Origin of the sequence: Glutamicibacter sp. JL.03c, from assembly GCF_025854375.1 — a bacterium.
Taxonomy (GTDB): Bacteria; Actinomycetota; Actinomycetes; order Actinomycetales; family Micrococcaceae; genus Glutamicibacter.
Genome location: NZ_CP107575.1, coordinates 545,321 through 562,309, shown reverse-complemented (window position 1 = coordinate 562,309; position 16,989 = coordinate 545,321). Strand labels below are relative to the sequence as shown.

Annotated in this window: 21 protein-coding genes, 1 tRNA gene and 1 pseudogene; 15 read left to right on the top strand and 8 right to left on the bottom strand. The window is 56.5% G+C overall.

Translation table 11 applies throughout. The features are described from left to right. Nucleotides 1–13: 13 nt before the first annotated feature. Nucleotides 14–1,171 (bottom strand): trans-sulfuration enzyme family protein, encoded by a 1,158-nt coding sequence (locus OF385_RS02660; RefSeq protein ID WP_264276864.1) that lies wholly within the window; start codon nt 1,169–1,171, stop codon nt 14–16. A gap of 146 nt (nt 1,172–1,317) precedes the next feature. On the opposite strand from OF385_RS02660, the gene tmk reads away from it, so the two are divergent. The 4 genes from tmk (at nt 1,318) to OF385_RS02640 (ending at nt 4,837) form a co-directional block, all read left to right on the top strand. Then, entirely contained in the window at nt 1,318–1,971 is a 654-nt protein-coding gene (gene tmk, locus OF385_RS02655; protein WP_264276863.1) for a dTMP kinase, read from the top strand. Beyond that, nucleotides 1,968–3,122, top strand: a complete 1,155-nt coding sequence (locus OF385_RS02650; protein WP_264276862.1) for a DNA polymerase III subunit delta' — start codon at nt 1,968–1,970, stop codon at nt 3,120–3,122. The genes tmk and OF385_RS02650 overlap by 4 nt, the downstream gene beginning before the upstream one ends. Before the next feature lie 22 nt (nt 3,123–3,144). Further along, nucleotides 3,145–4,683: an alpha/beta hydrolase gene (locus OF385_RS02645; RefSeq protein WP_264276861.1), complete on the top strand. Its 1,539-nt coding sequence runs from the start codon at nt 3,145–3,147 to the stop codon at nt 4,681–4,683. Between the two features lie 82 nt (nt 4,684–4,765). Further along, a tRNA-Thr gene (locus OF385_RS02640) sits at nt 4,766–4,837 on the top strand. Nucleotides 4,838–5,053: 216 nt separating this feature from the next. Here OF385_RS02640 and OF385_RS16690 read toward each other — a convergent pair. Next, nucleotides 5,054–6,058, bottom strand: a pseudogene (locus OF385_RS16690) (tyrosine-type recombinase/integrase); the annotation flags it as partial. 100 nt (nt 6,059–6,158) lie between these two features. Next, nucleotides 6,159–6,683 carry a hypothetical protein gene (locus OF385_RS02635; RefSeq protein WP_264276860.1) on the bottom strand — a complete coding sequence of 175 codons (525 nt, stop codon included), beginning with the start codon at nt 6,681–6,683 and terminating at the stop codon, nt 6,159–6,161. A gap of 241 nt (nt 6,684–6,924) precedes the next feature. Here OF385_RS02635 and OF385_RS02630 point away from each other — a divergent pair, with 241 nt between their 5' ends. The 10 genes from OF385_RS02630 to OF385_RS16685 all read left to right on the top strand — a co-directional run bounded on the left by OF385_RS02630 (nt 6,925) and on the right by OF385_RS16685 (nt 11,396). Continuing rightward, complete coding sequence (locus tag OF385_RS02630; protein WP_264276859.1) at nt 6,925–7,116, top strand: helix-turn-helix domain-containing protein; 192 nt, start codon at nt 6,925–6,927, stop codon at nt 7,114–7,116. A 68-nt stretch (nt 7,117–7,184) separates the two neighbouring features. After that, a complete protein-coding gene (locus tag OF385_RS02625) occupies nt 7,185–7,421 on the top strand; it encodes a hypothetical protein (protein ID WP_264276858.1) in 237 nt (78 codons plus the stop codon). A gap of 74 nt (nt 7,422–7,495) precedes the next feature. Beyond that, nucleotides 7,496–8,023 carry a hypothetical protein gene (locus OF385_RS02620; RefSeq protein WP_264276857.1) on the top strand — a complete coding sequence of 176 codons (528 nt, stop codon included), beginning with the start codon at nt 7,496–7,498 and terminating at the stop codon, nt 8,021–8,023. Between the two features lie 98 nt (nt 8,024–8,121). Beyond that, entirely contained in the window at nt 8,122–8,349 is a 228-nt protein-coding gene (locus OF385_RS02615; protein WP_264276856.1) for a hypothetical protein, read from the top strand. 47 nt (nt 8,350–8,396) lie between these two features. Next, nucleotides 8,397–9,236 (top strand): hypothetical protein, encoded by an 840-nt coding sequence (locus tag OF385_RS02610; protein ID WP_264276855.1) that lies wholly within the window; start codon nt 8,397–8,399, stop codon nt 9,234–9,236. 141 nt (nt 9,237–9,377) lie between these two features. Next, complete coding sequence (locus OF385_RS02605) at nt 9,378–9,554, top strand: hypothetical protein (protein WP_180993108.1); 177 nt, start codon at nt 9,378–9,380, stop codon at nt 9,552–9,554. Beyond that, entirely contained in the window at nt 9,555–9,851 is a 297-nt protein-coding gene (locus tag OF385_RS02600) for a hypothetical protein (protein WP_264276854.1), read from the top strand. Nucleotides 9,852–9,855: 4 nt separating this feature from the next. Beyond that, on the top strand, nt 9,856–10,041 hold the full coding sequence (locus OF385_RS02595) for a hypothetical protein (RefSeq protein WP_264276853.1): 186 nt from the start codon (nt 9,856–9,858) through the stop codon (nt 10,039–10,041). Between the two features lie 10 nt (nt 10,042–10,051). Further along, nucleotides 10,052–11,017 carry a hypothetical protein gene (locus OF385_RS02590; protein ID WP_264276852.1) on the top strand — a complete coding sequence of 322 codons (966 nt, stop codon included), beginning with the start codon at nt 10,052–10,054 and terminating at the stop codon, nt 11,015–11,017. Continuing rightward, entirely contained in the window at nt 10,995–11,396 is a 402-nt protein-coding gene (locus tag OF385_RS16685; protein WP_413468069.1) for an HNH endonuclease, read from the top strand. Before OF385_RS02590 ends, OF385_RS16685 begins: the two co-directional genes overlap by 23 nt. Before the next feature lie 20 nt (nt 11,397–11,416). Here OF385_RS16685 and OF385_RS02585 read toward each other — a convergent pair whose 3' ends face one another. The 3 genes from OF385_RS02585 to OF385_RS02575 all read right to left on the bottom strand — a co-directional run bounded on the left by OF385_RS02585 (nt 11,417) and on the right by OF385_RS02575 (nt 13,684). Beyond that, on the bottom strand, nt 11,417–12,373 hold the full coding sequence (locus OF385_RS02585; RefSeq protein ID WP_264276851.1) for a hypothetical protein: 957 nt from the start codon (nt 12,371–12,373) through the stop codon (nt 11,417–11,419). Nucleotides 12,374–12,458: 85 nt separating this feature from the next. Then, nucleotides 12,459–13,133: a hypothetical protein gene (locus OF385_RS02580; RefSeq protein WP_264276850.1), complete on the bottom strand. Its 675-nt coding sequence runs from the start codon at nt 13,131–13,133 to the stop codon at nt 12,459–12,461. Beyond that, entirely contained in the window at nt 13,130–13,684 is a 555-nt protein-coding gene (locus OF385_RS02575) for a hypothetical protein (RefSeq protein ID WP_264276849.1), read from the bottom strand. Before OF385_RS02575 ends, OF385_RS02580 begins: the two co-directional genes overlap by 4 nt. Before the next feature lie 818 nt (nt 13,685–14,502). On the opposite strand from OF385_RS02575, the gene OF385_RS02570 reads away from it, so the two are divergent. Next, nucleotides 14,503–15,276: a hypothetical protein gene (locus OF385_RS02570; protein WP_264276848.1), complete on the top strand. Its 774-nt coding sequence runs from the start codon at nt 14,503–14,505 to the stop codon at nt 15,274–15,276. 435 nt (nt 15,277–15,711) lie between these two features. On the opposite strand, the gene OF385_RS02565 is transcribed toward OF385_RS02570, so the two are convergent. Both OF385_RS02565 and OF385_RS02560 read right to left on the bottom strand, forming a co-directional pair. Beyond that, nucleotides 15,712–16,032 carry an EthD family reductase gene (locus tag OF385_RS02565; RefSeq protein ID WP_264276847.1) on the bottom strand — a complete coding sequence of 107 codons (321 nt, stop codon included), beginning with the start codon at nt 16,030–16,032 and terminating at the stop codon, nt 15,712–15,714. A gap of 90 nt (nt 16,033–16,122) precedes the next feature. Further along, complete coding sequence (locus tag OF385_RS02560) at nt 16,123–16,965, bottom strand: aldo/keto reductase (protein ID WP_264276846.1); 843 nt, start codon at nt 16,963–16,965, stop codon at nt 16,123–16,125. Between the last annotated feature and the right edge of the window lie 24 nt (nt 16,966–16,989).

The following is a 16,989-nucleotide window of genomic DNA, read 5'->3' as shown; positions in this document are numbered from 1 at the left end:
GAACTGCCACGCGCTAAAGCTGTTCCAGGGCCTGCTTCACATCGGACCACAGGTCTTCGACATCTTCGATGCCCACCGACAAGCGGATCAGGTTATCCGGGACAGTCTCGGGTTCCGATGCATGGCGGGCTCGACGCTCGGCCAAGGTTTCCACCCCGCCCAGCGACGTGGCACCGGTAATGAGGTTGAAGCCGGCGACAACCTGATCAGCATCCTCGGCGTTCTGCCCTGCTTGGAAAGCGATGACCGAGCCAAATCCATCCATCAGCCGCGCAGCGCGCTCATGGCCTGGATCTTGCCCCAGCCCCGGGTAGCGCACCGCTTGCACCTTGGGATGTACGGCCAGGCGTTCGGCCAGCACCTGGCTGTTCGCTTGCGAACGATCGATGCGCACGGCCATGGTCCGCACGCCGCGCAGGGCAAGGTAGGTGTCCATCGGGGAGCTGATCGCTCCGTGCAAGGTGCGGTAGCCGTGCAGCTTCTGCCGCAGCGATTCATCGCTGGTCACCAGCGCGCCCATGATGATGTCCGAGTGCCCCGAAAGATACTTGGTCACCGAGTGGACCACCAGGTCGGCACCCGAGGTCAACGGGCGCTGCAGCAACGGGGTGGCGAAGGTGTTATCCACGATGCTCAGCACGCCGCGGTTCTTGGCTTCTTCCAGCAGCACCGGCAGATCGGCGACCTCCAGCATCGGGTTGGTCGGTGATTCCACCCAGAGCACGTCGGCCCCTTCCAGGGCGGTGATCACCTCTTCGGTGTCGGCGATATCCACCGGGCGGATGTCCAACCGGCCAGCAGCCTGCAATTCCGAGCTCAGCGCCAAGGACCCGTTATAGGAGTGCTTGGGCATGACAAGAACTCCCCCTGCGGGAACCAGGCTCAAGGCCGCGGCAATAGCGGCCATGCCCGACGAGAAAACCAGAGCGGGCAAAGCTGCAACTTCCAGCTGGCCCAGGACCTCTTCGAACGGATCCCAAGTGGGGTTGGAGAATCGCGCGTAAACGCGTTCGTCCACGGCCGCCTGCCCCTGGGAGTGATAGGTCGAGGTGAAAGTCACCGGGTAGTTAACCGGCGCATCGGTGTCATGGGCCGGACGGCCACCTGCCACGATAAGAGTCTTCGGATCCCAATCGGGGCGTGGAGCTGCTGGCATGCTGCTGGAGTTCATGGAAAAAACTTTACGCGCAGACGCCCTCTGGCTGCGGATGGGTTTCACTACATTTCATCCGTTGAATCCACCACACCGTGCGATTAGTTGCGCACAGGGCAGGGGTTGCGCAGATGTTTTGCCGACTCCTTGGATAGGCTAGAGGGGTGAATAACGAATCGAGCGCGCCGGCCCCTGGCTTGTTCATAGTCTTTGAAGGCGGCGACGGCGCGGGCAAGTCCACGCAGGTCGCCCTGGCCCGGCAATGGCTGGAATCTCAAGGGTCCAAGGTCATCACCACCCGCGAACCCGGTGGCACCCAAATCAGTGAAGCCCTGCGCTCGCTGGTCCTGGAACATGGCCACGGCGACATCGATTCCCGCACCGAAGCCCTGATCTACTCCGCGGCCCGCGCTGCCCATGTGCAGCAGGTCATCAGCCCGGCTCTGGCCGCCGGCACCCACGTGATCTGCGATCGTTTTGTCGATTCTTCGCTGGCATATCAGGGCATGGGCCGGGCATTGGGCTTCGACGCCGTCGCGACCATCAATGACTTCGCGACCAACGGATTGAAGCCCGATGTCACCATCATCTTGGATATCTCCGCAGCCGATGGCCGTGCACGACGGGTTGCTGCCGGTGGTGGCATTGAGACCGCTGACCGGCTCGAAGCCGAGCCCGACGACTTCCACGAACGCATCCGCCAGGCATTCCTGGAGCTGGCCGCTCGCGATCCGCAGCGATACCTCGTCCTGGATGCCAATAACAGCGTTGAAGGCCTGAACCAGTCCATCACCGCGCACTTGGCTGGCCTGCTGTGAGCCGCCCGGTCTTCGCCGACCTCGCTGGCCAGCAGCGGGTCATCGATACCCTGTGTGCCGAAGTCGACCGCGGCAACCCCACCCATGCATGGCTGGTCACCGGCCCGCCAGGGTCCGGGCGCACCACCGCGGCCCGCGCCTTTGCAGCGGCCCTGCAGTGCACAAACACCCCTGCCGGCTGCGGCGAGTGCGAGAACTGCAAATCGGTCCTTTCCTCCTCCCATCCCGACGTCTCATTCGTCTCCACGGATAAGTTCGAATACCAGATTGCTGATGTACGCCACCTGATCACCCGCGCCCAGGAAAGCGCCAGCACCGGGCGATGGCGCATCATCATCATCGAGGACGCGGACCGGATGTCTGAACGCAGCACCAATGTGCTGCTTAAAGCCATTGAGGAACCGCCGGCGAAGATGATCTGGATCCTGTGCGCCCCGTCGCCAGCCGACGTTCTGGTCACCATCCGTTCGCGCTGTCGCGCAGTCAATCTGTCGGTCCCTTCGACCTCGGACGTGGCGGATCTCCTGGTGCGCCGCGATGGTCTTGATCCGCAGCAAGCGCTATTTGCCGCCCGGGTCTCGCAGTCGCATATCGGTGTGGCCCGATTGCTGGCACGTGACGAACAGGCTCGCATCCAGCGGGAAAAGGTCGTCACCTTGCCGCTGCGCACCACGACCTTGCCCCAGGCCATGGCCGCCGCCGCCGAAATCTCGAAATTGGCTACCGAGCGAGCTGAGAGCATCACCGGAACGGACCTGCAGAAGAAAACCGAACAACTACGCCACGCCAATGGCCTCGGTCCTGAGGAAACCATTCCCCCGGGCCTGCGCAGCCAGTTCAAAGCCCTCGACGAGGATGCCAAGCGTTTCGCTCGACGCGCCAGCTTTGATGCCTTGGACCGGACACTGACCGACCTGACCACCTTTTTCCGGGATGTGCTCAGCTTGCAGCTGGGAACTGGCATCGAGCTGATCAACGAGCATTTGCGCGAAAAGCTTGAGGCTTATTCCCATGGCCAAAGCAAGGAAAAATCTTTGGCGCAACTGGATGCGATCAACCAGACGCGCAGCCGCCTGGCCGCCAACGTCAATCAGCTCATGGCCTTGGAAGCCCTGATGACCCGCCTTTTGCCAAATCCCGGCCGGCGCTAACCCACGCAAGGAGACACTCAACGTGCCTGTACGCTTATCCAAACTGCGTTTGCTTGCGGTGGGAACCCTGCTCGCCCTGACCGGGCTCACCAGTTGCTCCGCAGGATCCCCGCTCCCTGACGCCGAAGGCACGGACGCGAGCCCCAGCACCAGCGCCCCCGATGCTCCCCGCGGGCTGGAAAGCTACTACGCCCAGCAGATCGATTGGGGGAACTGCGGCGATGCCCTGGAATGCGCCACCATCAAGGTGCCTCTGGACTATGGCGATCCCACCGGTGAGAGCATCGAGCTTTCGCTCAATCGCCGGACAGCCGAAAGCGCCAGCCGAAACCTGCTTGTGAATCCCGGCGGCCCCGGCGGCTCAGGCTTGGATATGGTCGAGTCTTCCGTTCAGACCATGTTCAGCGACCAGCTGCAGCAGTCCTACAACATTATCGGCTTCGACCCGCGTGGCGTGGGTGAAAGCTCCCCGGTCACCTGCCAGAGCGATGCCGAAACCGATGAGGGCCGCCAGGAAAACCTCCGCGCCTGGTTGCCCGAGGATCAAGAACAGATCATCGAGGAAACCGAGGACTACGCCGCCGACTGCGCAGCCAACACCGGCGACCTCTTGGGCCACGTTGATACAGTCTCGGCTGCCAAGGACATGGATGTCATCCGTGCAGTGCTGGGCGACAAGCAGCTGGACTACTTGGGGTTCTCCTACGGCACGTTCCTCGGTGCGACCTATGCGGATTTGTTCCCGCAGAAGGTGGGGCGGTTTGTGCTTGATGGAGCCATGGATCCCAAGAGCCAGGCCGCTGATTTGACCAAGGCGCAGGCGGTGGGTTTCGAACACGAAATTGAAGCGTGGCTTGCCCAGTGCATCGGATCCGAAGGCTGCCCTTTCAGCGGCACCGTGGAATCAGCAAAGGTGCAACTTCAGCAGTTCTTCGCCCAGGTCGAAAACGAGCCAATGGTTTCCAGCGACGGGCGAACCGTGCCGATCATCGATTTTGTCAACGGCTTCATCCTGCCGCTGTACGACAATACCAACTGGCCCTACCTGACACAGGCCATGGCTTCCGCTGTCAACGACGGCGATGTCGATACCATTCTCGGATTCGCCGATCTGGCCGCCGATCGGCAAAGCGACGGAACCTACGCTTCGAATTCCAGTGACGCGTTCACGGCCATCAATTGCTTGGACCGTCCCATGAACGCCGGCGAAGAGGAGATGGGCCAGGAAGCCACCGAGTTGATGCGCGTGGCTCCGACGTTGGGAAAGTACCTGTCCTACGGTGAAATCGTCTGTGACGTGTGGGATCACAAGCCGACGGGCAAGGCTGGCGCGCTGGATGCCAAGGAATCCAATGAGATCCTTGTCGTCGGCACGACGTCGGATCCTGCCACCCCGTATCAGTGGTCCCAGTCGCTAGCCGAGCAATTGGATAACGCCACGTTGTTGACCTACCAGGGCCATGGCCACACGGCTTACGGGCGCTCCAATGACTGCATCACCAATGCGGTCGATGGCTACCTGATTGATGGGAAGGCCCCGGCATCTGGCACGCGGTGCTGATAGGGAACAATGATGTCTTCCTCGTTTTGACGATCAGACAATTCCTCGGATAAAGTGACGTGGTGCCTGTTTGCAGGCACAGGCCTCCTTAGCTCAGGGGTAGAGCAGCTCCCTCGTAAAGAGCAGGTCGCCGGTTCAAATCCGGCAGGGGGCTCGGCCTAACGCCCTTGTCAGAGTCATTATTGATTTTGGCAGGGGCGTTTTTCGTGCCCAAAAACTCGCTTTGTGTGTGCAATGTGTGAACATCCGATTTTTCAGCGTCGATCAATTGCGACACCTTCGACGCCGCGTTACGGGAGACGTTCGGCATCAAGTGGCCATAGAAGTTACTCGTAACGGCGATATTCGAATGACGCAGGCGCTTCGAAATGATCATTACATCAATGCCCGCTTGCGCCATGAGTGCCGCGTGCTCGTGCCGTAGCCCGTGCAACGTGAGCGCAGGAGCTCCAGCGGCCTTGCGGAGCTTGGTAAACAATTTGGTGACGTAGGAGGGATTCAAGGGCGAACCGTCCGGCATAGTGAAAACGTGCCCTACGCCTTCCCAAAGTTCGCCGTACATCTCGCGTTCGGCGTCCTGGCTGATCTTCCAGCGCATCAGCGCGTCAACTGCAGCGGGGTCTAGTTCAACCGAGGCTTTAGAGGCATCAGTTTTGACGCTCTCTTGCTCGACGGCCACGCCGCGAACTTCCACCCTTGAGTGTCGGATATTCAGCTTTGCTTCTACGAAATCAACATCTTCCCAGCGCAAGCCCAACGCTTCGCCTCTGCGTAACCCGGTGCGGGCGATTAGCTGAAACACCTCACCGAGTCGATGCTTAGCGGCCTCGGCAAAGAACGCTTGCAAGTCTTTGATTTCCCATACCGTGATTGCTTTGCGTTCCACCGTGGGAAGGTCAATGTCTTGGGCTACATTCGCGCCCAGGTACCCATCTCGCACAGCATACTTGAACGCGGTTTTTAGTACGGCGACGATTCGATGAATAGTTTCCGCGCCTCGGCCGTCATTCATGAGCTGGTCAACATAGCGCTGAACGTGGTCACGGCGTAGCTCACTCAATTTCATAACGCCGACCATTGAGCCGGTAATGTCATTTTCGATATACCGGCGATAGTTGCTTACCGTTGTCGGTTTCAAGCCCTTGCCGGTACGCTCCCGGCGCGGTAGCCACTCGGCCAGGAACTGCTCAACAGTGATTTTATTAGGCGCTGTATACGTGCCGTTGTCGATAGTTGCAGCGACTTTGTTACGGGCTACTCGCGCCGCCTTCTCCGTAGGAAAACCCGACTTTCGATGTTGCTTGCGCTTGCCAGTCTTGGCGTCTTTGCCCGCCGAGATGTAGAACGCCCAGGAACCATGCTTAGGGTCAGTCATCCAGGGGCATGACTCGGCGCGTTCATCAGCAGTAGGGCGCACCGGAAGCGTCTTGTATTGCGTGCCGTCCGGCTTGCGGCAACCACAGCGCCGGTAAATATCATTCGCCATTATTTCCATCCCCCTCATTTAAATCGTCGCCAGAAAAATCGAGCTGCAAATATTCCGGCCCCATCGGTTCGCCGCGAACGATATCTAGGGCCGTCGTTAGTAGTGGGCTTGATGCAACGACCGTTTCAATCGGCAACAGCATCTTTGTGCCGTTCGAGTATTCACCAGGTGATTGCCTGTCTCGAATTTCTTTCAGGTTTTCCCGGTATCGCTCACTTATTCGATCATGAAACGCTCGGTCATTGTCGGCAAGAGTTTGCAATGGTTCAATAACGGCCTTGTATTCTTCACGGGCGCGCAGCATCACGCTAGCAAGGCGCTCGGCATGATCGATTGAACTCCAGGTAAGTTCGTTCTCTGCGTCAAAATCAACACCTAGGAATGCTGATAACGGCGCTTCGAAAACTTTCGAGAAGGCCACCAACTCATTCAGGCTAATTTTTCGCGGCGGTGTGCCCTTCTCAATTTTTTGCAGTGAACTGCGGTCAATATTGCAACCGGCGACTTCAAGCATTCGTTTGGATAGATCACCATATGACCAACTCCTAGCCTGTCGCATCTCAGCGACCACACGGGAGGCTTGAGCCTCCGCGTTCTCGTGATTTCTCGGGGTCTTCGCCATGCGTTCCATCCATCGGTCAGTCGTTCCAAAAGCTCTCTCGTGTCCTATCTTGCCACATTTGATATCTGTGCGGTACGCTGAAGGTGTTCTGTTTTGGAACAGCTAATCTTTTTTAGAACAGCAGGGGGAAATCATGATCACCGAACGCAAGACTTACTCAGTGCCCCAGGCCGCGACCATTCTCGGCATCGGCAAGGCTAAAGCCTACGAATGGGCACGCAGCGGAGAACTGCCCGGCGTACTGAAGATCGATTCGCGCTTTCTCGTTAGTCGCCGAGTCCTCGATGGCTACGTGAATGGCGAACAGCACCACGAAGCCAGCTAGGGCATTTAGGCAACACCAGCAGCGCAACCGCTCTCTATACCGGAGACGAAGACAGGAGCAACTTTGTTATGCCCACACAACGGGAATTGCAACGCGAACTCATGGCCAAGAATCCCCACTATTCAGCAGGGCAGGCCAAGGCGGTTGCAAAAAAGATGATCTGGCTTGAAGAAAACGTTGGTTACGACGCAGTTCGAATCCACGGCATCATCTCAGACCCCACGGCACGAGAAGCAGTAAAGAACCTTGAAGCGACTGAGCGCAAATCAAAGATGAAAGAGAGGCCTAACAAATGTTCCGTATAGGCAACCGTGTAGCTTTCGCTTTCGACAAGTCCACCGCTGGCACTGTCACCAGCTCCAGGAAGACCGTTGTTCGCGTGCTGTGGGATGCAACGGGCATCGAAACACCAGTTGACCCGGCAGAGCTTATCTACTGCCCTGCACCTAAGAAAAATGACCGTAGCGCTCTCGCCAAAGAATCCGCTACGGCCAACGAAACCAACACCCAGAAAGAACGTGATTTCATGTCTAAGCCTACCGAAAATGAGCGCAACGCGTTTATTGCCGCTACTTTGCGCGACAAGTTCACCCGCCACGGCATCAACGCGAACATGTCAACTGAAGCCCTCGGAGCGTTCGCAGATGAAAACTCGGCTGACCCTATCGAAGTAGCCCAGGCGCACATGTTCGCCTTCGGTTATGGCGCTAATTCTCCAGAGCTGGAAGAACCCGAATACTCCGAAGACGAATTGCACGCCCGCTTGATTGAGTGGGGCGCGTCTGAACGCACTACGGTTCACCAGCTTTCGCTCTTCGCTCTCGAAACTGACATTGATGCCAAAGCATTGTTCAATGCCTACGCCTCGCTCGGCTTCATCCCGAACGGCGGGGCAAACAATGCATAGGACGATTCAAATCGCAGTTCGCACCGTCTTTTACATGGGCGTTTTCCTCGCCCTGGTCAGTATTCCCCAATTCATCGCTTTGGCCGTAGGAGCACCGATTGTCTACTAATCCCGCTGAACCCGCCGAGTTGCCGACCATGGATGGTGTTTACGCCGTCGTGGTCGAGTGCCAGCCCAAGCTTCAGGGCGGCCACGTACCGCCACGGCATCGCCGCCGCGTCTATCTCTCGCTGGCACCGGCAGAGAAGGCCGTTCAGCGTGCCCACGTCGCCGGGTTACGGGCAACACTGACCCTTTACCGCTTAGTGCCAGCAGAGCACGCCTAAACACCAAGGAAACAAGATTACCGACGCACTAAAGAGGGGGTGAGCGCGTGGGAGCTTCAAACGTTGCGAAGGTCTTTATCAACTGGTCAAAGTCCGAATTGACGCACCGCGATTTGGTGGCCCTTATCTTCATGGCAAACGTTGCCTTAGACGCAGATGAACCGCCGGTTTACTTTGGCGGCTGGGATTCCATCGCCGACGCCCTCGGAGACGAAGGCGACGCGCTCGCCTTCAAGAAAGACCCCTACGCCACTGCCGAACAATTGCGCAAAGCGAAGGCCGTAGAAGAAAAGGTTCGGCGCGTCATGAAATCGCTTGTGAAGGCGGGGGCTATCGTCTCAGCCGGTGACGCTCGTAACTCTACGAATGCTGATTACGCCCTCTGCCTCGACCCTGGCATTTCATACCGTCCATCAGGTCGAATACGTACCGAGAAGGGGCGTTATCGAATGTCCTGGGCGCCTGTGGATAGCCCAGTTAGCCCCACTAAAAAGGTGGGGCAGGTTTCCACCGAAAAGGTGGGGCAAGAGCCACCGAATAAGTGGGGCAACTTCCACCGAAAAGGTGGAGATAGCCCCACCGAAAAGGTGGGGCCGATGAATAAGGATGAACCATATGAGGAATATAGGGATGAACCAATCAATCGGCTTTTGGACGCAAGTTTAGAAGGGCGCAAAGAAATTTTCGCCGCCGCCCAAGATGATGATGATTCTCAAAACTCCACCGAAGACGAATACGACGCCGCACGCGACCACCTGCAAACCCTCGAAGACCACGGCACTAAGTTGCTCGCCGCCGTCGAAGAATCGAATCCTGACCTCTCACTGACCCAGCGAGTCATCGAAGCCGCGAACCTCGCACGACAGCGCAAGGGGAATGCAGCTTGACCATTGACCCATACGACCGGGAGCAGGTTGTGAAGCTACTGCGCACAAGCGCCGACCATATCGCGGGAGGGCAAACCTCCGAAGCGCTTCACACCGACCTCCAGCAACTCGCCGACCACCTCGAACAAGAAAGTTAGCGTCATGGCCTACGTCTACACCGATAAAACTTTGCAATCCGAGCACTGGCCGGAACCTACCCAGGCAGCCGTCTTGTGGGAACGCGCCAAGCACTGGGAACAAAACGCGAACTATTGGAAGGCACGCGCTGAATCCGCAGAGCGCCGGATGCTCGAACACCATTGCGAAGGAGGCAACTAGATGCAGGAAAACCACCGCCCTTACATCGGCCATATCTTCAAGCGTGCCTGGACTGAGGACTCAGGACAGAAAGTTGACGGCATTGCACTTATCGGCGGGCGAGGCATCGCGGCGCACCTGACTAAGCCCGAAGCGTTCGCCCTGGCAGACCGGATTGTTGACGCCGCCGAGCATCTTCCAGACCCGGCAAAAGTGCGCCAAGCTCAACGCAGCGCCTTAGCCACCCGCCCGCGACTGACCGCCGCCGACGGAACCGAAGAGCAACCACTGCCCACCAGCCCAGCAGAAAGCGAATAGCTCAATGGATGAAGAAACTCTTGAAAGCACCAAGTACCGAATTGCCGAAAGCTACCGCCTCAGCGATGAAGACACCGAACTACTCGACGGCCTAGCGCCTGACCTAATGGTGTCAGTTGCTCAGCGTCTCTCGCGCACGTCCAACCCCTACTTCAGCGCCCGTGCTGAAACCAGCCTCCACACTATCTGAAAGACAACCAATGACTAACCCAGACTTCACCCGCCCCGCCGCCACCGAAAACACCGAGGACACCATGACCGACACCCCAGCACCAGCCGAAAAGCCGAAGCCATACCGCCCCGGAAACTTCCGACTCACCGAAAAAACCGACGCAAGCAAAAGCATCCCGAGCATCAATCGAGGACTTCCGAAGCGCCTTCGAAACATCGGGCGACTGCTCAATACATACAACTTGGACACGCCGAAAGAATTGCGCGTAGGGCTCATTGCAACACTCACCGAAGCGAAAAAGCATGTTGATTCGCTAGTTGCCGAAATTCACGGGCAAGGGCTCGACGCTGCCGCTCACGCGGTACTCAATGGCGAAAATCCCGAAGATCACCTAATGCGATTCGTGGCATGGAATCAGACCATCGGAGGCCTGCAACAACGCGTCGAAGCGCTAGCCCGCGAAAACTTCCTGCAGCTCGTCAATGACAACGCCGACAACATTACGCACCAAATCGGCGAAAAGCTGTTCTTCCCCGCCCTGGCTGAACTTACTGCGCTAATCGAAGAGCACCCCGGCAAGCAATGGAACCTAGATGCCGCTGTGAGTTCGAAGGACTTTGCTCACGCCGCCCTAATCGAAAGCAACGCGCACATTGCCAAAAAACTGCATGACGCTTGCCAGCTCCGCGCACTGCTCTACACCCCCGACGCTTTCACCGATGAAGCCGCCTACATGGCTGAACCCGGCTTCAAGGGAGCAATCGCAACCGATTCGCTGCAATGGTGGGCAACAGTCCTAGACCAGGGCCTCATTATTTGGTTCCCCACGGCCAACAGCTGGCATAAGGCAACCCACAGCGAAGAGTTCACCGAACACCGCAAGGCCGAAGCCGAAGCCCTAGCCGAACTCAACGCAGAAGCCGAAGCCGAACTTGGAGCCGACAAGCCCGCGCCATTCGAACCAGCGCGCTATGACAGCAGGAGCGCATACTAACCAACAGCCCGCCCCGCAACGGCCAGCCTTCACACACGGAGGCTGGCCGTTCGCACAACCAAAGAACAACCAATGGCGTCATCACGCACAGACACAAGCGCATAGCAACCAGCCGCACGCATGGCCCTACACCTCGCGCAAGAACGAGGGCAAACACAATGCCCCCTATTGCTCACGCCCCCTGGACTACGAGAACAAGCTCACGCCAAACGGCGCATGGGTTGACCACGTAATCCCATACTCAAAGGGCGGCACACATGAGCAATCAAACCTCATAGTCTGTTGCCGAACATGCAACATAAGCAAAGGCAACCGAGCAAAGCCGAAGAGCAAAACAATAATGGCAAGCACTCCACTTCGGACTAGCCGTCGATGGTAATGCGCGAACGTTCGCCCTTGTTAGTCAGCGTTTTCACCGTCATCTATGGCTTCAGGGGAATTCACTATGCGTTCCAGCAGAGCTTCACGCGCTGCTCTATATCGTGATTCAAGTTCAGTCATCGCGCTTTGTATGACTTCGAGCCGCCGTGTTTCCCAATCGGCGGCATCGCTTACGTAGAGTCCATTCAGCCGAGGAATCAGCTCGAAAGCCAGCCTAAGCGACGCCGTCTCCATCAACTGCCGGTCATCGGTTATGCCAGGAATGTGGACGTCGCTTTTACGGATAGCGAAGCCTCCATCTAGGTGCACTTGCACTCTAAAGGTGCATAGTGAGCCATTCTCATCTTGGACGAAAGAGATATCTATCGGGCCTAGAGTGTCTGCTTCGGCGACCGCAGTTAAAAAGTTCGGGCGATCGAAATCAACTCCCGCTCGGAGGTCAGCAGTTCTCGCTGATGCATCCTTGCCGCTGATGCCAGACACCTTGTCCAGGCGCAGATCGGGAGCGATCTGGGGTTTGTCACGCCGCTGAACCGTTAGCCATAGGAAGATATCTGTATCACATAGCTCTAAATGGGAATCCGAGCGGTCAATCTTGATGGTGTTATCGTTTGCTTTGAGAATATCTTCAAGTGATTTCAATACGCCGTCGCGTCGGTTTAACTGCTGCCGATTTCTAGTGGATAAAAGAATGCCGAGGTGATTGGAATCATCCATGGAGATAATGACGTCAATCGCAGCCAAACGGCGAACGGAATTTACATCGAGATTCGGCACATTTGAAGTCCCAGTGGGAGGGGTCATCCAGAAGTAATACCGCGCTTTTAAAACCTTTGGAAGCCCACCGGCTGCTTGTTCAATAATTGGAGTTGACGGGAGTGGGCAACCACCGGGAAGACCAATGCTTGATCCCTCGTTTTCCATGCTCGCCCAGCCGCCGACACGGTCGGTCGAGTTTGGTGGCTTCTTAGCCATAGCGTCTCGGATTTCTTCGAGAGTGGAACTGGTTCTGGATCGCATGGGCAGTACATGAACTGCTTCCTGGCTAAGAGTTGGCAATTCATGCCCTTTCCACTGAAAACAAATTGACGTTCGTAGATTTGCCGATTACCAAATTAAGTACTCTTTTCACCATAGGCTTTTCGTGCTGGAAAAAACAATCGACGTTAAGATCTGTGCCCTCAAATTTCTCGTCGACTGTCCAACGGACGTCGGCCCAATGCCATTTTCCGGGGCTGTGCGGTGGTTTGCCTAAACTTACTATTACACCTTTGGAGTCAAAGTCAGCTCTGACAGTGGGCTCTTCTCCTTCGAGAGAGCTATTATCGACTATTGGTTGAATGGCAGCACCCTTAATCTGAATTCTAAGGGTTGGTGAGTTTTTCATTAGCAGAAAAAGTGCTTTGTTGCTTAGCCACCCGCCCGGCGTAGTTGAAATGTTCAAACTGAACGGCTTGCATTCATTTTGTGTTTGGGAAACTCGGGCAACGAGTGAGTAGATTTGCGTAGACGCACCCTTTTGCTCCCAGTTGATGACTATCTTAGGGCGCCCAAATATTAACTGAAAAAATATTTCAATTAAAATTGCTAGAATAATCGCAGAAAATAGATACTTAGCGACTAAAGGTATCGCAGGAGCTGTGCTGGCAATCCATGGGTCGAGGGAGGTTACCGCCCATATTCCACACGCTAATTTAGTAGCATCGTAAAATGCAGTGCTGACTCTACCGCTCATGCCAAGCGAAGCTCTCGCCAAGCCGACCCTATGAGATTTTCAGCGTCTTTGGGTATTGACGTATCGATGTAGCCATGGCGTCGCAAATCGATGGTCAATCCGTTCTTTGGTGATCTCAGTTCAACTCCCACAATGTAGAGGCCGTCGAATTCAAATTCCATCGCGGCGTTCAATCCTCTGACACCTAGCTCATTGAAGACCTGCAACATAGAGTCCGACGTTGATTCAGCGTCATCTTGAGGAAGCGGGTTAAGCCGAGCGTCCGAAACGGAAAAGCTCGTGATTCGAAATCCGTGCTTCTTGGCATATCCGGCGAAGCGGATTAGATCCTGGCTGCCGAGCCCGAGGCGCCTGCCTTCCTTCATTAGCTCCGACGCTGTGCTATCGACGGGATAGATACGCAGGGCAGGGCTGTCGCCGTTAGGCTGACGGACGAGCACCTGACTAATCATGTTATAAGTATGCTCCATTAGGCCGACGTTTGTCGCCTGGCGGTAGCGCGAGGTGCGGGGTAGGGGTTCGGCAGGGGCCGAGGTCAGCCCCTCCGGCATAGCTAAAAATATCCCCCCGAGCATTTCGCCAAGTCGGATTGCCTTTAGGAAATTGCCCTATTTTAGGCGTTTGGGCTATTTGTGGGGCATTTCGAACGCTTCAGGCGGGCGGCGCTGTAAGTCGATTTGAGGGCTTAGTTTCGTCTCGGTGTGGCGTTGCTCGGCTGGCGCTGTGTTAAGCTCGTGCTGTTAAATCCAGGGGGCTAATAACCCCGTTTGGTGTGAACGTCACGGCGGGCTGCAACAAGGTAAGTGCCGAGCGATGGAAGAGAGCGGATGCGAACGCGATGACCTTCCAGCACCAGGCGAAGCGAAATAGCGGCTTTCTAGATGCAGAGAGAAGGATACCTCCTAGGCAATTGCCCGCGCTTCTCCCTGAGATTCCCTTAGCCTTCGACGGCTAGGGGAATTTCTGTTTAACGGGCATGTCTACGCGGCTACTTTTTCGCTCTCGTTGCCCAAATTGATTTGATTGCCAAGCCTAAGGCCGCGACCGAAACAGCCAATCGCGCTAGTGGCGGCATGGGCACGAAAAACACCACGGCGACTAGCGCAAAAGTTAGGCAAATATCTTTGTTTAGCTTCAAGGTGACCTCTCAACGATTCAGGTAGCCCCGGCAGGGGCCTAGCAAGCCGGGGCAACGATTCAGACTTTAGCCGACGCGCCGGACATTATGGCGCCGCGCTCACTCAATCCAAACTCATTCGCGATGACGCGGAATTCATCACCGTGCACGCCACCAGCGATGGGCCGTCGAGCAGGGCCCGGGGCGTTAGTCAAAGTCGAAGCTATAGGAGAAACGCCATAGAATCAGGTCATGATCATCGCAGGCGACCTTGTTTGTCGCATACCTAGTGAGAATGCCGTCAAAATAGAACGATTCTTCTGCACTGTCAACTATCCTGTAGATTCTGCAGATTCGCAGACATGGGCCGCCTGGATAGGCGTGGCAGTCGCGTTTCTTGCCGTGATATTTGCCCGTAAAGCTTGGACGGCAGCCCGAGACTCGAATGGAATTGCCGAGAGAAACTTGAAGCAAGCCGACGAAGGGCTTATCAAACAACTCGAAGAGACTCGTATAGGACTGGAAAAACAAATCTACGCGGCCCAACATCTTAGCTTTCGTGAACGAGAATTAGACCGGTTGCAAGTTTATGTTGAGGGGCTGATGCGGCTAGTCAATTCCTCGTCAAACTATGCCGAGCGTTTAGGCGGGCAAACAGAATTCGAGCATGACACGGGAGAAGTCACAATCCTTTGGGGCGCGTGGTCGGCACATCTCATAGCCGGAGACCCTGAACTTCGGAAGGCAACCAGCGTCATGCACGAACATTACGTTGAAAAGTCTTCTGAAATCCAAGCCATCGCAAAGAAAATTGCGAAGAATGATTGGGAAGGTTTTACGCAGCAACAGCTAACTGAAACCCTCAACGAAACCTACGAGTTTCAGAGAAAACTTTTTGAAGCTGTAGGTAGATACGTGGCTACTTTGCAACAAATTGCTTACGAAGGGGCTAATCACGACCTAGCACGAACATCAATTATCGGTGATTCTGCTACTGTTTCAGCGAACGCTTCTACTGGTAAATAGCCAACTCAGATTAGGCCGCCTTCGGGCGGTTTTTTCGTCTCGGTAAGAAGTGGTTAGGCGTGCGCGGAGCGCATCGGATAGCCATAGCGAGCTGCAGCGCCCTAACCTTCGCGATGTTGCACGCATGCCTCGCCTATTAAAAGGCGGTGCGGCAATGACCACGAAGCCAGTCGGCGGCAAATAGATTTCAGTCCACAGCTAGTCCGCGCACGTGTGTGCAATTGTGTGCACACACTGTCGGGTAAAAACTGAAATCCCCTGCACCAGCGGAACAAATAGCCTTATTTCTAGGCCTAACAGGACAGTCAAAAACACTCAAATATCGCTTTCGTCTGTCTCGTAAAGAGCAGGTCGCCGGTTCAAATCCGGCAGGGGGCTCATGTGAAGAACATCCCCGGAATCACGCTTGCGTGATTCCGGGGATTTTCGCATTTCTCAAGCGTCGTTGCCGCCGGTGATTTCGAAGTCGAGCGTTATCGCTCCACCGGTGGCGTAGTTGGGGACATCCGCGGCAACCGCCTGCCCCTCAGGCGAGCTCATGGCAGCGCGAAATGCATCAACATCGCTGAACTCGGCCTCGAAAACCGCGAAGTACTTCGCCGGGTTGCCTTGCGCGTCCGGGGAAATATCTGTCGAGTAGCGCCACGAACGAAGCCCAGGAAGTTGGGCTGCGAGCGGCAAGTGGGTCTGTTCGTAGTACTTGACGAAGGCATCACGATCAGCGGGTTCTGGATATAGAACGGTGAGCTTGTGCATGTCGGGTTCTCCTCGAGGGTTGCCATTGACTAGGTACGCGTCGGCCCCTCGAATTCCGGGAATCCGAGGGGCCGACGCCGATCTTATGACTTACTCGAAGTCGGCAGTGGCTGGGTCGGCAGCAATGCGTCCTTCTGCTCCGCGATCCAAGGAGGCGATCGCGTCAATGTCTTCAGCATCCAGGGTCACGTTCAACGATTCGAAGTTCTCCACGATGCGCGCATCGGTCACGGACTTCGGAATAACGATGTTGCCCAGTGCCAGATGCCACGCGATGACAACCTGCGCCACGGAGGCATCATGCTTGTTGGCGATGCCTTCAAGCACTGGATCCTTGAGCAGGTCTCCACCCTGCCCCAGTGGTGACCACGACTCGTGCAGGATGCCGTGTTCGGCCTCGTAGGCACGCAGTTCGGCCTGCGGGAAGTACGGGTGGGTTTCAACCTGGTTGATCACCGGGCGGACACCGGTTTCGGTGTAGAGCTCTTCGAGGGCATCTACGGTGAAGTTGCAGACGCCGATGGATTTGGCCTTGCCGTCCTTCTGCAACTGGATCAGCGCCTTCCAGGTATCCACGTAGGTGCCGCGCTTGGGCTGCAGCCAGTGGATGAGGTACAGGTCAACGTATTCCAGGCCCAGACGCTCCAGCGATGCGTCGGCTGCTGCGATGGTCTTGTCGTAACCCTGGTCCGCGTTCCAGACCTTGGTGGTGATGAACAGGTCTTCGCGGGCAATGCCGCTGGCAGCAACAGCGCGGCCGACGCCTGCTTCATTGCCGTAGATCTTCGCGGTGTCGATGTGGCGGTATCCAGCTTTCAGGGCCTTGCCAACCGCGATTTCCGCTTCATCGTCCTTGACCTGCCACACGCCGTAGCCCAGCTGGTCAATGGTGTTTCCGTCGAGGAACTTGCTTGTGGGTATTGTTTGGGTCATGCAACCAATTTAGTGCACCGCCCG

Bases quoted from the DNA above. Each gene is read 5' to 3' on its own strand.
- OF385_RS02605 (WP_180993108.1), top strand. From the start codon at position 9,378: ATGGCCTACGTCTACACCGATAAAACTTTGCAATCCGAGCACTGGCCG.
- OF385_RS02590 (WP_264276852.1), top strand. From the start codon at position 10,052: ATGACTAACCCAGACTTCACCCGCCCCGCCGCCACCGAAAACACCGAG.
- OF385_RS02570 (WP_264276848.1), top strand. From the start codon at position 14,503: ATGATCATCGCAGGCGACCTTGTTTGTCGCATACCTAGTGAGAATGCC.
- OF385_RS02585 (WP_264276851.1), bottom strand. From the start codon at position 12,373: ATGGCTAAGAAGCCACCAAACTCGACCGACCGTGTCGGCGGCTGGGCG.
- OF385_RS02660 (WP_264276864.1), bottom strand. From the start codon at position 1,171: ATGAACTCCAGCAGCATGCCAGCAGCTCCACGCCCCGATTGGGATCCG.
- OF385_RS02580 (WP_264276850.1), bottom strand. From the start codon at position 13,133: ATGAGCGGTAGAGTCAGCACTGCATTTTACGATGCTACTAAATTAGCG.
- OF385_RS02595 (WP_264276853.1), top strand. From the start codon at position 9,856: ATGGATGAAGAAACTCTTGAAAGCACCAAGTACCGAATTGCCGAAAGC.
- OF385_RS02630 (WP_264276859.1), top strand. From the start codon at position 6,925: ATGATCACCGAACGCAAGACTTACTCAGTGCCCCAGGCCGCGACCATT.
- OF385_RS02635 (WP_264276860.1), bottom strand. From the start codon at position 6,683: ATGCTTGAAGTCGCCGGTTGCAATATTGACCGCAGTTCACTGCAAAAA.
- OF385_RS02565 (WP_264276847.1), bottom strand. From the start codon at position 16,032: ATGCACAAGCTCACCGTTCTATATCCAGAACCCGCTGATCGTGATGCC.
- OF385_RS02560 (WP_264276846.1), bottom strand. From the start codon at position 16,965: ATGACCCAAACAATACCCACAAGCAAGTTCCTCGACGGAAACACCATT.
- OF385_RS02600 (WP_264276854.1), top strand. From the start codon at position 9,555: ATGCAGGAAAACCACCGCCCTTACATCGGCCATATCTTCAAGCGTGCC.
- OF385_RS16685 (WP_413468069.1), top strand. From the start codon at position 10,995: ATGACAGCAGGAGCGCATACTAACCAACAGCCCGCCCCGCAACGGCCA.
- OF385_RS02625 (WP_264276858.1), top strand. From the start codon at position 7,185: ATGCCCACACAACGGGAATTGCAACGCGAACTCATGGCCAAGAATCCC.
- OF385_RS02575 (WP_264276849.1), bottom strand. From the start codon at position 13,684: ATGCCGGAGGGGCTGACCTCGGCCCCTGCCGAACCCCTACCCCGCACC.